This window comes from Paenibacillus kyungheensis, from assembly GCF_028606985.1.
Lineage (GTDB): Bacteria > Bacillota > Bacilli > Paenibacillales > Paenibacillaceae > Saccharibacillus > Saccharibacillus kyungheensis.
The window spans coordinates 4,348,544-4,361,674 of the sequence record NZ_CP117416.1 but is presented as its reverse complement, the minus strand read 5'-3'; the positions used below and the strand labels follow the sequence as shown (position 1 = coordinate 4,361,674).

Genomic DNA, 13,131 nt, shown 5'->3' with positions numbered 1-13,131 from the left:
GTCTATCGGTTGAAATAACTTGCTACTTCGAATGGAGGGAAATAGAATGTCACCATTTATAGCTGAATTGGTAGGAACGATGATTCTGATTGCATTAGGCGCTGGTGTTTCTGCCGGGGTTGCACTCAAAGGATCTTTTGCAGAAAGTTCTGGTTGGATGGTTATCACCGCAGGTTGGGGTCTTGGAGTAGGAATGGCAGTATATGCTGTCGGCGATATTAGTGGGGCTCATTTGAACCCGGCTGTAACATTAGCACTTGCATTTAACGGCGATTTTCCATGGAGTCAGGTTCCATCATATATTCTGGCACAGATGATCGGAGCTATGGCAGGCGCATTACTGGTCTACTTACAATACTTACCGCACTGGAAAGCAACTCCAGATCCTGCGACTAAATTAGGCGTGTTTTCAACTTCACCGGCTATTAAACATCCTGTCGGAAATATGTTGAGTGAAATTATCGGTACATTTATTTTTGTCATGGTATTGTTATCTATGGGTGCCAATCAATTTACAGAAGGTGTTCATCCATTGATTGTCGGTTTATTAGTTGTTAGTATCGGATTGTCGCTTGGAGGTACAACAGGGTATGCTATTAATCCAGCTCGTGATCTAGGTCCTCGTCTGATGCATACATTGTTACCGATTGCTGGTAAAGGATCTTCCAATTGGCGATACGCTTGGGTTCCATTTATCGGTCCATTGTTAGGCGGTTCAATTGGTGGTCTATTTTATAAAAATGTATTTCAGGGTCAAAGCACCCCGATGTTATGGGTATTATTACTGGTTACGGTGATTTGCTTGTTTTTCGCTCATCGTTCAGGTCGCAAAACACAAGAATCTGTTTCTAGCAAAGTAACCGCTTAAATCTAAAACTATTCACACTATGTATACCACTCAAGGAGGAACTTATTTATGGAAAAATATATTATGGCACTGGATCAAGGAACAACAAGCTCACGCGCAATTTTGTTTAACAAAAAAGGTGAAATTGTATACATGGCACAACGTGAATTTCCACAGTATTTCCCTAAGCCAGGTACAGTAGAACAAAATGCGAATGAAATTTGGAGTTCGATTCTAGCGGTTATCGCTTCTTGTCTGTCCGAGTCTGGAATCAAGCCTGTACAAATCGCAGGGATCGGTATTACGAACCAACGTGAAACCACTGTAGTCTGGGATCGCAAAACAGGAGATCCTGTCTATAATGTACTGGTATGGCAATCTCGCCAAAGTGCTGAAATCTGTGAAGATCTTAAAAAGCGTGATCTAGAACAAACTTTCCGTGATAAAACAGGATTGTTGATCGATCCTTACTTCTCCGGTACGAAAGTAAAATGGATTCTAGATCATGTTGAAGGTACACGTGAACGTGCAGAACGTGGAGAATTAATGTTCGGGACTATTGATACATGGTTGATCTGGAAATTATCCGGTGGTAAAGCGCATGTAACGGATTATTCTAATGCTTCTCGTACTTTGATGTACAATATCTATGAATTGAAATGGGACGAAGAGTTGCTAGATATTCTAGGGGTTCCAGCTTCAATGTTGCCAGAAGTGCGCCCTTCTTCTGAAGTCTATGCACATACCGTTGATTATCATTTCTTCGGTCAAAATATTCCGATTGCTGGCGCAGCAGGAGATCAACAAGCAGCGCTATTCGGACAAGCTTGCTATGAAAAAGGATCGATCAAAAACACATACGGTACAGGTTGCTTTATGCTTATGAATACTGGTGAAGAACCGATTCGCTCTGAACATGGTCTAATCACAACGATCGCTTGTGGTGTAGATGGCAAAATTCATTATGCACTAGAAGGAAGTATCTTTGTAGCTGGTTCTGCTATTCAGTGGTTACGTGATGGTCTACGTATGTTCCGGGATGCGGCAGATAGTGAAGCTTATGCTGCACGTGTAGAATCTACAGATGGCGTATATCTTGTACCTGCTTTTGTAGGATTGGGTAGTCCATATTGGGATAGTGAAGTACGTGGAGCCGCATTTGGTCTCAGCCGCGGAACAACCAAAGAACACTTTATTCGTGCTACATTAGAATCACTAGCTTACCAGACCAAAGATGTATTAACCGCAATGGAGAGCGATACAGGGCTTAAAGTAGAATCATTGAAAGTTGATGGCGGCGCAGTAAAAAATAAATTCTTAATGCAGTTCCAAAGCGATATTCTAGGCGTTCCTGTAGATCGTCCTGTAGTGAATGAGACAACAGCGCTAGGAGCAGCTTATCTGGCAGGACTTGCAACAGGTTATTGGACAAGTCTTGATGAGATTGCCGCAGCACATGAAGAATTAAATGATCAATTTACACCGAATATGGAAGAGTCCCGTCGTGAAACTCTATATGCTGGCTGGCAAAAAGCTGTTCATGCAACCATGGCTTTTAAATAAATAAAGTAAGCAAATAGAATCGAATAAATATGTAATAGCAAAAACCCCTTTTCTGGATTCAAGAGAAGGGGTTTTTAGTATATGTTATTTTCAAAAAAATGGATGCAATCCTTCTCATTCTATGCTAAGATTTCAATTGATAATGATAATCTTTATCATTTAAAAGCGACATATCATAATATAAAAGGCGGTTATACAGCATGTATAGTATCAAAAAGGTAAGTATGATCTTAACGACGATTGTGCTAATTGCTATTCTGGCAGCTTGTGGTCAAAGCACGACACCCACATCTTCTACATCTGCACCAACCTCTACAGATACACCAGCAACAACGAATAAGACGATTACATACAAAGCAGCAAATGGTGAAGTCCAAGTACCCAGTCATCCTCAGCGCGTAGTTGTGATAGCAGATAGTTATTACGGATATTTGTATGCATTAGGGATCAAGCCGATTGCAACAATTGATTATGTATTTCAAAGTGCAATTTTAAAAGAAACGACCGAAGGTGTAACCAACTTAGGTAATAACCCTGATGTCGAAAAAGTATTAGCTCTAAATCCAGATCTAATTGTAGTCTGGGATAACGATAAAAATATAGAAAATTATGAGCAAATTGCTCCTACTGTTGCGATCAAATACGGACAATATACGTATAAGGATTTATTGCAAGAATTCGGTAAAATGACAGGCACAGAGTACAAAGCTAAAGAAGTAGCCGCTGCCTGGGAAAGCAAAATCAACAAGCTAAAACCACAAGTACAAGCCGCAGTCGGCGACAAAACAGTATCTATTCTACAACCATATGCTAAAGGGATCTATGCGATGGGTGATACGTATGGTCGTGGAGGAGAGATTATTTATCAAGCATTAGGTCTTAAAGGTACACCGATGTTACAAAAAGAAGCTATTGATAGTGGCAAAGGTTTTGCAAGTCTTTCTCTTGAAAATCTGCCTGATTTCGCAGGCGATTATATTTTCACTTCACCGTGGGGTGGAGATGGTGACAAAGATGGAAGTAACGTATACAACAGCAGTCTATGGAAAGACTTGCCGGCAGTGAAAAATAATCACGTATTCAAAATTGATCCGATTGCTTATTATTTCAACGATCCGATTTCGATGAATGGACAGCTTGATTATATTGTAAAATGCCTAACTCAATCGTAACCCATCATTACTAATGTTTAAAAAATTGTCTAAATTCTTTGCTACCCTAAAGCTAATATGGTACAATACAGTTAACAAGTTAATAATAATGTCATGAGACTTTGGAGAGACCACGAGTACACGCGGTATACAGCCGTTTTAGTGTAATTATTCGTGGTCTCTTTTTTATGGCTTATGATTGGTAAAAATAAACAGTATAGCGCGTTCAAATAAGGGAGGATATATCGATGAATACAACATTTTCAGCACAAAACAGAGCAAATGCATTAGAACATATGAGCAGTGACGTATTAGATGTACTGGTAATCGGTGGCGGAATTACAGGATCAGGGATTGCTTTAGATGCTGTTACTCGCGGAATGAAAACAGGGCTGGTAGAAATGCAGGATTATGCCGCAGGAACATCCAGTCGTTCTACGAAACTGGTTCATGGTGGATTGCGTTATTTGAAGCAATTTGAAGTGAAGATGGTTGCAGAAGTAGGGAAAGAACGTGCTGTCGTATATGAAAATGGACCGCATGTCACTACACCAGAATGGATGCTACTTCCTTTTCACAAAGGCGGAACATTCGGTAGCTTCAGTACTTCAATCGGTCTACGTGTATACGATTACTTAGCAGGCGTCAAAAGAAATGAACGTCGTAAAATGTTAAGTGTTAAAGAAACGATGGGCAAAGAACCTTTGATCAAAAAAGATGGTCTACAAGGTGGCGGTTATTATGTAGAATACCGTACCGATGATGCTCGCTTAACGATTGAAGTAATCAAAGAAGCAGTAAAACGTGGTGCTTATGCGTCTAACTATACCAAAGCATCTGAATTTATTTATGAAAATGGCAAGCTAAAAGGTGTAAAAGTCACCGATACGATTAGCGGTCAAGAATATAGTATTTTCGCTCGCAAAGTAATCAATGCAGCCGGTCCATGGGTAGATACACTTCGTCAATTGGATAAATCCAAAAAAGGTAAAGTGCTACAAATGACTAAAGGGATTCATTTGGTTATCGATCATGAGCGTTTCCCGTTAGAACAAGCTGTTTATTTTGATACACCGGATGGTCGGATGGTATTTGCGATTCCGAGAGATGGCAAAACGTATGTTGGTACAACCGATACCGTCTACAAAGCAGATCCGATCCACCCACAAATGACACTGGAAGATCGTGATTATGTATTAAAAGCGATTAACTATATGTTCCCAACTGTGAAAGTTACAGCCGCTGATGTCGAATCAAGCTGGGCAGGTGTACGTCCATTGATCTATGAAGAAGGTAAAGATCCTTCTGAAATTTCGCGTAAAGATGAAGTATGGCAATCAGATAGTGGCTTGATTACGATTGCGGGTGGTAAATTAACAGGTTACCGCAAAATGGCGGAAATGGTTATAGATCTAGCTGCTGAATTGATCGGCAAAGAACAAGGCAAAAAATTCAAACCTTGTCAGACCAAACATATGGCAATCTCTGGTGGGGATGTAGGCGGTTCAGCGAACTTACCTGCTTTTATTTTGCAACAAGGAGACAAAGGTAGACAAGCTGGATTAACAATAGAACAAGCGGAATATCTAGCAGGCTTCTACGGTTCCAATGTAAGCAAATTATTCGATCTGGTACGTCAATCAGACTCTATCGCAGATGAATTGAAATTACCAGCAGATATTCGCGCTCGTATTGCGTATGCTATTCAAGAAGAAATGACAGTCAAACCGGTCGATTTCTTTATCCGTCGTACAGGAGCTTTATTCTTCAATATCAATTGGGTACATGAATGGAAACAACCTGTGATCGAATATATGTCCAGACGTTTTAACTGGACAGCCGACCAAAAACGTCGTTACACTGACGAATTAGAAGGACATTTACATGATGCTGTTGTACCTGTCGATGCTCCAACGAAAAGCGAATTTGCAGTCTAATAGCAACTTTAATGTAGAATATAATGTATTCAAGACTCTTCCTTTGTGGAAGGGTCTTTTTATATGTAGATTGAAGTCATCTACGACTTTAGTCTAGGTTTATTTTCTTCTATAGGCGGATGAGTTGCAAAGCAAGGTGTGATACAGTGTAATCAAGGATAATCGAATAGAAAAGGGGTGTGTAAGGATCATGATTAAAAAAGCAGTTCTTGCACCGGTATTATTGTTGTTAGGTGTTTATTTATTTTTGAATCCGGGCGGGTCTACAGGGGTAGGAACTATTTTTGCTACATTTTGGCCGACTTTGTTTGTTATTCCGTTAGGGCTATTTTTTCACTGGTTACACTTTTCGTTAATGAATTCCAAACACAAAGGGTTATTGATTCCAGGTGGAATTTTGCTAGGAGCAGGTGTAGTGAGTCAAATCGCTACATTGTTTGATCTTTGGGCTGTGATGTGGCCGGGTTACATACTTGCAGTAGCGTTAGGATTGTTTGAGTTTTACTGGTTAGGTTCTCGTAACAAATGGTTGTTGATTCCGATCAATATTTTGACAGTAATCGGATTGTTGTTTTTCGCTGTCTTTTCGTTAGATTCTGTACTCCATCATGTGGTATTTGTACAGCCTTTGGTTGCACTTGCTGTTTTATTAGGCGGAGCATGGTTATTGGTCGATCGTAAGCCGAAAACAAAATAATATAACATATTGAAGTTATTCATATATATGATGAAGTCGTATATGTGATACAACGATTTTTAAACAAAGCGATTTGAACAGTAATTTCTGTTTTGATCGCTTTTTTTGTTGTGTATCGTTAGGATTTTTTGCATAGAATCAAAGCATAGCAGTCAAAAATGGGTAATGTATTTCATATGTGTACATCTATACATACTTTTAGTGAGCAAATAGATAGATCACGCAAAGGGGAGCAAGGTATGGAATTTTTGAATTTGATATTGGTTATTGTACTGATTTTATTAACAGCCTTTTTTGTAGCATCTGAGTATTCGATTATTCGTGTACGTATTTCCAAGATCAATCAACTGGCTGATGAAGGTAACAAAAATGCAGTTGCTGTTCAGAATATTATTTCCAAATTGGATGAGTTTTTATCAGCTTGTCAGTTAGGAACAACGCTCACATCACTAGCACTGGGTTGGTTAGGAGAATCGACGATAGAAGAATTACTTCATCCGATCTTTGTCTGGGTTCATGTTCCAGCAGGATTAGAATCGGTCATATCATTTATTATCGCCTTTTTGTTATTGACTTATTTCGAAGTGTTGATCGGAGAACTGGTTCCCAAATCGTTCGCTATTCAACTGGCTGAACCGATGGCATTATTTTTTGCTCGTCCGATGATGATTTTTTACCGGATTACGTATCCATTTAACTGGGTACTGAGCCGTTCAGCACGTCTGATTACGGGATTATTCGGAGTAAAGCCTATCTCTGAACAAGATGCCGCACAGAGTGAAGCAGAGTTACGATTTGCTCTATCGGAAGGATTCAAAAGCGGTAATATTACACCGACAGAATATCGTTATTTGAATAATGTGTTTGAATTTGATGAATTAGTCGGTAGCGAGATTATGGTTCCACGTACAGAGATGAAGTATATCGGGCATGAAGCGAAATTAGCAGACTTCTATGAGCTGGTGAAAGAAGAGCCATACAGCTTGATTCCTGTCGCTCTGGATGGAGATAAAGACCGGATTATTGGATTGCTCAATGTCAAAGAAGTATTGCGTGATGCTGTGAGTCATCCGCATACACCTACTGATCCGATTGCGCCTTTTATCAAGCCTGTCTTGCAATTGATAGAGACTGTGCCTGCTCGTGAATTATTAGGGCAAATGCAAAAGCAAAATATTCATATGGCGGTTTTGCTAGATGAGTATGGTGGAACAGCAGGTATGGTGACATTGGAAGATATTTTAGAAGAAATTGTGGGCGATATTCCTTCCAAATCGGATATTGAGCCTGCTGCTACTCCAGCGATTCATAAGCTAGGAGACAAGCATTATCGTCTACAACCACTTGCATTGATTCATGAAGTGAATCGTCGTCTAGGAACGGATATCGAAGCTGGAGAAGCGTATACGATTGGTGGATGGATCTGGGCGCAGAAATTTAATATTCATGAAGGTGAATCGGTACGGGTCGAAGAATATGAATTTACCGTAACCCGTATGGAAAACCGTCATATTAAAGAAATTGAAGTGACTACGTTTGAAGAAGATGAAGAAGAGGAGCAAGAGTAATCATTTTCGTCTATTCCGTAACGATGGTATACTATAACAAGTTCGTATAGTAAAAGAGGTGATTATAGATGGCTAAGAAAAATAGAGCATCTGCAAGACCGACAGCCACACCAGCACAAGATCGACCAGCTACACTCAAAGACATGCTAAGTGCTGATGTATTAGATAAGCTCAAAGCGCAAGCAACCGAGCTCAAAGCAGAAGAGCAACAACGCAAAGAAAAACAACAACAAGAAGCAGACGATGCTCGCAAAGCAGAACAAAAACGTCGTGATAACGATTTTGAATATTTGCTCGAAAACACCAAACAAGACTGGAAAAAATTCAAATAAATCTGTTAGCTACAACGTATATATCAATGATCCAAATGCCGGTATTGTGCTCGTAGGAGTGCCTTATCGGCATTTGTTATACATGTTAAATATAGAAAGTGGGAATTATAAATGAGTGGTCAGACACGCGCGAATATTAAAGCAGGAATCGAAGTCGATATTGTACTCAAACAAGATCAACGCACAGGCAAATTAACAAGAGGAATTGTCAAAGATATCTTAACCAATTCACCCAATCATCCACATGGAATCAAAGTACGCCTTCAATCAGGAGACGTAGGACGGGTAAAACATATTATTAATAGCAACGTGTAATGTTTAATATGTAGTATTACGGCTATACCAATAAGTAAAAGAAAGATCAGATCGATATCGTGAAAGGATGATCAATCATGAAAAAGAATAGACTGGGTACATCAGATTTAATCGTCGGTGAAATTGGACTGGGTTGTATGTCTCTAGGAACAGACGAGAGCAAAGTGATTCCGTTGCTACATGAAGCGCTGGATCTGGGGATTAACTTTTTGGATACAGCAGATATTTATGATAACGGGCACAATGAAGAATTGATTGGTAAAGCGATCAAAGGTCGCCGCAGTGATGTGATTATCGCTAGCAAAGTAGGTAATACTCGTGTAGAAGGTCAAGACGGATTAGTATGGAATCCATCCAAAGCTCATATTATGGAAGCGATCAAAGAAAGCTTACGACGCTTACAGACCGATTATATTGATCTGTATCAACTGCATGGCGGTACAATGGATGACAATATTGACGAAACGATCGAAGCTTTTGCACAATTAAAAAGAGAAGGGCTGATTCGAGAATACGGTATTTCTTCGATTCGTCCTAATGTGATTCGTGAATATGTAGATCGTTCGCATATTGTCAGTGTAATGAGCCAGTACAGTATTCTAGATCGTCGTCCTGAAGAAGAAGTATTACCGTTATTAACACAAAAAGGGATCAGTTCTATTGTACGTGGTGCTGTAGCAAGTGGTGCTTTAGCAGATGGACGTGAAGACAAAGCACAGAAGGGTTATCTGGATATTAGCGGTGAAGATGTTATTAGTCTGCGCCAGCAATTAGAACCTCTTACACAGGCTAATAGAAGCCTTTCCCAGACTGCTATTCAATATGTACTTGCTCATCCAGCAGTAGCAGTACTAGCCGCAGGAGCAAGTTCATCACAACAATTACGTGAAAATGTAGAAGCCGCTTCATCACCAGCATTAACAGATGATGAAGTGCAAATGATCCGTTCTATTCGGGCTGCTAACCAGTATACACAACACCGTTAATGATATGAAAAAGCGTTCATATTCGCATTAAATTCATTTATTCTATTTTTTTATGCTCACATCGGTCTAAAGTTCTTATTTTGGGTTAATAATAAGACAGTGTAGTGAGAGGAGAATAAATATGTGGAATGCGTTAATGTGGGGTGCGATAGCAGGCTCTGCTGTTTTATTAGGAGCTTTGATTGCTATGTTTTTCAATATGCCCAAGAAGATTATTGGCTGGATTATGGCTTTTGGTACAGGGACGCTTATCGGAGCGGTTGCTTTTGAATTGTTATCAGATGCAGTAGAAGATGGAGGCATCTGGGCAACAGGTATAGGCTTTATGGTGGGTGCGATTGTATACACTGCATTTGATCTATACATATCCCGTAAAGGGGGAGCGAACCGTAAACGTTCCTATATGAGCAAGGAAGACTCGTCTTCTTCTAATTCATCCTCTAAAGAAAAGGGTGGCGGCAGTCAAAGTGGACTTGGTATATTTGCAGGTACGGTGATGGATGCTATTCCTGAATCGATTATGATCGGAGCAAGTTTGCTTGCAGGTCAGGGTGTAAGTCTGGTATTGGTTATTTCTATTTTTGTCAGCAATATTCCTGAAGGATTGTCCAGTACGGTAGGGTTGAAGCAAAGTCATTATTCACGTGGCAAAATTTTTGGCATGTGGGCTGTTGTTCTGGTGATCTCTGCTCTGGCTTCGATGGCAGGGTATCTATTCTTAGAATTATTGCCAGATGAGATCAAAGCAGGAATTGGTGCTTTTGCCGGTGGTGGTATTATAGCGATGATCTGTTCAACGATGATGCCGGAAGCGTATGAAGATGGCGGCCCGTTAGTAGGGTTGATCGCTTCACTTGGATTACTGACTGCATTGTTGTTAAGTATCGGATCATAAGTAAATATCAATCGATATCTGTGTTTGAAAAGGAGCTTATTCGGTGTACATAACATCGATAAGCTTTTTTTGTCATCTTCTCGATCATTTGGTATACTAATTGATAATGATTATCAGTAGGGGGAGAGAGTCGTATGCGAGGAACACTTTTTACCAAAATGTATGCAGGTCGAGACTTGCTGATTTATTTGCCACCTTCTTATGATAAAGCATCGTATCCGTTACCAGTCGTCTATGTTCATGATGGCGGAGATGTATTTGATCTGGTATTGAACGGAACTTTATATAATTTAGAACAACGCTTTGCTGCAGGTACTTTACCGGAATTAATTCTAGTCGGGATAGCTGCGTATGATCCTTTAGTTGAATATACACCGTGGTATGCACGTGCTCTTTATCCAGGATTGGGTCATGGAGATTTTGGCGGACGGGCGACCGAGTATTTGAATCTGATTGCTCATGAGATTAAGCCATGGATCGATCAGAACTTTTATACAGATAGTCGACCTGAAATGACAGGCATTGTAGGCAAGTCTTTGGGTGGTCTGGTGTCTTTATTTGCCGCCTATGTCTATCCACATGTGTTTGGCAGAATTGGAATTATGTCGGCTTCGCTCTGGTATGAAGGATTTATTGAATTTATGAGAGAACGTCAGCATCTATCTCCTGATCTGCGTATCTATATGGATATCGGTAATCTAGAAGGATTAGGTAAAGCAAATCGTCAGCGGTTGATACAGACGTGCACAGATGAAGCGGTAGGTATTTTGATGAATAATCTGGCAGAATCTCATTTCTATTTTGAACGAATCGAAGGTGACGATCATGATCCTGAAACGTTTTATCAGCGTTTTCCTGATCTGATGGGCTGGTTATTTGATCAAAAAACAGTCGGTTTGTTGAAATAATAAGCATTTTAATACACTTTATACACTACATTGTTGCTAAATTACAATAAAGAGCAGATAATAAAGATAGCAACATCTTCATATTAAGAGATTATATTTTGTATTGTTGCTAATTGAATCATCATTTAAAGGAGGATCACTTCCTAATGGAAAGAATAGAATCGGAAGATCAATACCGCAATTTGATTAATGGTAACGACCTTACTGTGATCAAATTTGATACAAACTGGTGCCCGGATTGCAAAACGCTTGACCGTTTTATGGTGGATATTATCGAAAAGAACAATGACAAACAGTTCTTTGCGATGGATGCAGAAAAGTTTCAAGATTTGGCTGAGCAAAATGAAGTAAGAGGAATTCCAAGCTTGCTTGTATATCGTAATGGTGAAAAAATAGCTCATTTGCACAGTAAATTTGCTAAAACACCTACGCAAGTTGCTGAATATTTAGCAACAGTAGAGTAATATAAATAAAAACGCCCGGATGGAATATATTCCATTCGGACGTTTTTTATATACAACAGGATACTACAACAGCAATGTCTTAACTTTTTACAGATAATTCGTTTACCGTCAAATCTTTACGCTTCATAATTAAATGTTCTACACTTCTGAAATGTCCTAGTAATTCATGTGCCTCATCATCACTAAGCCCACGAATACTTTCAACTAATTTATTAGACATGATTTTGTACATTCCATCTAGTGCTTCTTCCCCTTTACGGGTAATCGAAATACTCACATACCGACGATCTTGATCGGATCGTGTACGTTCAATCAACTCTTCTTGTCCTAACTTATCGCAGATCTGTGTAACGGCACTGGTAGTCAGACCTGTTGCCCGGACAATGTCTGTACCATATTGACTGCCGTTTGCTAACAAAAAGTGCAGGATATACACTTCTGTAGCATTGGACTTGAGTTGTCGCATTAAGGTAGGGAGCTCCATAATACGTGGCATACGATCCACAAGTGTTAAATAGCTTTTGAGAAGTTCATTAGACGTTTCCAAATTGTAAATCCTCCTTCGATATATATAAATAAAACTCTTAGTTAACTATCATTGTATACTGCACTATACAACTACAATTAACAGTAAAAAACGAAAGTAAATGTGAAAAAGATACTAAGATTTCGATCATTCTTAAAACTTCCTTAACATTATAGTAATTTGTTACCATACTATCGTCAATGCAAATTCGACAGATTGAGACAAGTAAACGTTATCATTGACGTAAAATTGAACATTTTTTATAATTAAATCTAAAATAATGTGATTTGACTATCACTTTGTGTGAATTCCAATCTATGACAAATATAAAGGTGGCTCTATACATTGAATAATTCTTCACTTTCTTTTGTGACGATGGACGAGATTGTGCGTGAAGGTGATCCGATTTTGCGAAAAGTAGCGGAACCTGTGAAATTACCGTTATCTGATGAAGATCGTACACGTGCGAATCGAATGATGGATTTTTTGAAAAAATCGCAAGATGAGAAATTAGCTGAGAAATATGGTTTGCGTCCAGGAATAGGATTATCAGCTAATCAGGTTGGTTGGGATGGAAGAGTGTTTGTAGTCTACTTTACTAATGACCAAGATCGGCAACTTGAATATGTGTTTTGCAATCCCAAATTAGTTAGTCATTCCACAGCAATGGTCTATCTGGAGCACGGAGAGGGATGTTTGTCAGTTGACCGTGATGTAGAAGGATTCGTACCACGGTATGAGAAAATAACGATTAAAGCATTTACACCTGACGGGAAGCCTTTTACATTGAAACTAAAAGGGTTTGAAGCTGTCGTCATTCAGCATGAATTAGATCATTTGAACGGTGTAATGTTCTATGATCATATCAATAAAAAAGATCCAAGCCGTTTGCCAGAGGTTGAGTTTATTCGTCCACTGTAACTATTCATTACAGCTATAGCG

At 39.3% G+C, this 13,131-nt stretch carries 14 protein-coding genes; 13 read left to right on the top strand and 1 reads right to left on the bottom strand.

Annotation, left to right across the window (positions count from 1 at the left end; translation table 11 throughout):
- The first annotated feature begins 46 nt into the window (after positions 1-46).
- The 12 genes from PQ456_RS18850 to PQ456_RS18795 all read left to right on the top strand — a co-directional run bounded on the left by PQ456_RS18850 (position 47) and on the right by PQ456_RS18795 (position 11,663).
- The gene (locus tag PQ456_RS18850) at positions 47-868 is read left to right on the top strand and encodes an MIP/aquaporin family protein (protein ID WP_273613633.1); all 822 of its coding nucleotides are present in this window, start codon (positions 47-49) and stop codon (positions 866-868) included.
- 48 nt (positions 869-916) lie between these two features.
- Positions 917-2,410 (top strand): glycerol kinase GlpK, encoded by a 1,494-nt coding sequence (gene glpK / locus PQ456_RS18845; protein WP_273613632.1) that lies wholly within the window; start codon positions 917-919, stop codon positions 2,408-2,410.
- Positions 2,411-2,610: 200 nt separating this feature from the next.
- On the top strand, positions 2,611-3,582 hold the full coding sequence (locus PQ456_RS18840; RefSeq protein ID WP_273613631.1) for an ABC transporter substrate-binding protein: 972 nt from the start codon (positions 2,611-2,613) through the stop codon (positions 3,580-3,582).
- A 227-nt stretch (positions 3,583-3,809) separates the two neighbouring features.
- The gene (locus PQ456_RS18835; protein ID WP_273613630.1) at positions 3,810-5,498 is read left to right on the top strand and encodes a glycerol-3-phosphate dehydrogenase/oxidase; all 1,689 of its coding nucleotides are present in this window, start codon (positions 3,810-3,812) and stop codon (positions 5,496-5,498) included.
- A gap of 190 nt (positions 5,499-5,688) precedes the next feature.
- Entirely contained in the window at positions 5,689-6,195 is a 507-nt protein-coding gene (locus PQ456_RS18830) for a hypothetical protein (protein ID WP_273613629.1), read from the top strand.
- A gap of 239 nt (positions 6,196-6,434) precedes the next feature.
- Complete coding sequence (locus PQ456_RS18825; RefSeq protein ID WP_273613628.1) at positions 6,435-7,763, top strand: hemolysin family protein; 1,329 nt, start codon at positions 6,435-6,437, stop codon at positions 7,761-7,763.
- Between the two features lie 68 nt (positions 7,764-7,831).
- The gene (locus tag PQ456_RS18820) at positions 7,832-8,095 is read left to right on the top strand and encodes a YqkE family protein (RefSeq protein WP_273613627.1); all 264 of its coding nucleotides are present in this window, start codon (positions 7,832-7,834) and stop codon (positions 8,093-8,095) included.
- A gap of 111 nt (positions 8,096-8,206) precedes the next feature.
- Positions 8,207-8,410: a YwbE family protein gene (locus tag PQ456_RS18815; RefSeq protein WP_273613626.1), complete on the top strand. Its 204-nt coding sequence runs from the start codon at positions 8,207-8,209 to the stop codon at positions 8,408-8,410.
- Positions 8,411-8,487: 77 nt separating this feature from the next.
- Positions 8,488-9,396, top strand: coding sequence for an aldo/keto reductase (locus PQ456_RS18810; RefSeq protein WP_273613625.1), 909 nt, complete (start codon positions 8,488-8,490; stop codon positions 9,394-9,396).
- Positions 9,397-9,517: 121 nt separating this feature from the next.
- Positions 9,518-10,291, top strand: coding sequence for a ZIP family metal transporter (locus tag PQ456_RS18805; RefSeq protein WP_273613624.1), 774 nt, complete (start codon positions 9,518-9,520; stop codon positions 10,289-10,291).
- Between the two features lie 134 nt (positions 10,292-10,425).
- Positions 10,426-11,199 carry an alpha/beta hydrolase gene (locus PQ456_RS18800; protein ID WP_273613623.1) on the top strand — a complete coding sequence of 258 codons (774 nt, stop codon included), beginning with the start codon at positions 10,426-10,428 and terminating at the stop codon, positions 11,197-11,199.
- A gap of 146 nt (positions 11,200-11,345) precedes the next feature.
- Complete coding sequence (locus PQ456_RS18795; RefSeq protein ID WP_204827062.1) at positions 11,346-11,663, top strand: thioredoxin family protein; 318 nt, start codon at positions 11,346-11,348, stop codon at positions 11,661-11,663.
- A gap of 79 nt (positions 11,664-11,742) precedes the next feature.
- On the opposite strand, the gene PQ456_RS18790 is transcribed toward PQ456_RS18795, so the two are convergent.
- The gene (locus PQ456_RS18790; RefSeq protein WP_273613622.1) at positions 11,743-12,210 is read right to left on the bottom strand and encodes a MarR family winged helix-turn-helix transcriptional regulator; all 468 of its coding nucleotides are present in this window, start codon (positions 12,208-12,210) and stop codon (positions 11,743-11,745) included.
- A gap of 324 nt (positions 12,211-12,534) precedes the next feature.
- Between PQ456_RS18790 and def the strand changes: the two genes are divergently transcribed.
- Positions 12,535-13,110 carry a peptide deformylase gene (def, locus tag PQ456_RS18785; RefSeq protein ID WP_273613621.1) on the top strand — a complete coding sequence of 192 codons (576 nt, stop codon included), beginning with the start codon at positions 12,535-12,537 and terminating at the stop codon, positions 13,108-13,110.
- Positions 13,111-13,131: the final 21 nt, after the last annotated feature.

Excerpts from the sequence above, each read along its gene's own strand:
- PQ456_RS18850 (WP_273613633.1), top strand. The coding sequence starts at position 47 with ATGTCACCATTTATAGCTGAATTGGTAGGAACGATGATTCTGATTGCA.
- glpK (WP_273613632.1), top strand. The coding sequence starts at position 917 with ATGGAAAAATATATTATGGCACTGGATCAAGGAACAACAAGCTCACGC.
- PQ456_RS18840 (WP_273613631.1), top strand. The coding sequence starts at position 2,611 with ATGTATAGTATCAAAAAGGTAAGTATGATCTTAACGACGATTGTGCTA.
- PQ456_RS18835 (WP_273613630.1), top strand. The coding sequence starts at position 3,810 with ATGAATACAACATTTTCAGCACAAAACAGAGCAAATGCATTAGAACAT.
- PQ456_RS18830 (WP_273613629.1), top strand. The coding sequence starts at position 5,689 with ATGATTAAAAAAGCAGTTCTTGCACCGGTATTATTGTTGTTAGGTGTT.
- PQ456_RS18825 (WP_273613628.1), top strand. The coding sequence starts at position 6,435 with ATGGAATTTTTGAATTTGATATTGGTTATTGTACTGATTTTATTAACA.
- PQ456_RS18820 (WP_273613627.1), top strand. The coding sequence starts at position 7,832 with ATGGCTAAGAAAAATAGAGCATCTGCAAGACCGACAGCCACACCAGCA.
- PQ456_RS18815 (WP_273613626.1), top strand. The coding sequence starts at position 8,207 with ATGAGTGGTCAGACACGCGCGAATATTAAAGCAGGAATCGAAGTCGAT.
- PQ456_RS18810 (WP_273613625.1), top strand. The coding sequence starts at position 8,488 with ATGAAAAAGAATAGACTGGGTACATCAGATTTAATCGTCGGTGAAATT.
- PQ456_RS18805 (WP_273613624.1), top strand. The coding sequence starts at position 9,518 with ATGTGGAATGCGTTAATGTGGGGTGCGATAGCAGGCTCTGCTGTTTTA.
- PQ456_RS18800 (WP_273613623.1), top strand. The coding sequence starts at position 10,426 with ATGCGAGGAACACTTTTTACCAAAATGTATGCAGGTCGAGACTTGCTG.
- PQ456_RS18795 (WP_204827062.1), top strand. The coding sequence starts at position 11,346 with ATGGAAAGAATAGAATCGGAAGATCAATACCGCAATTTGATTAATGGT.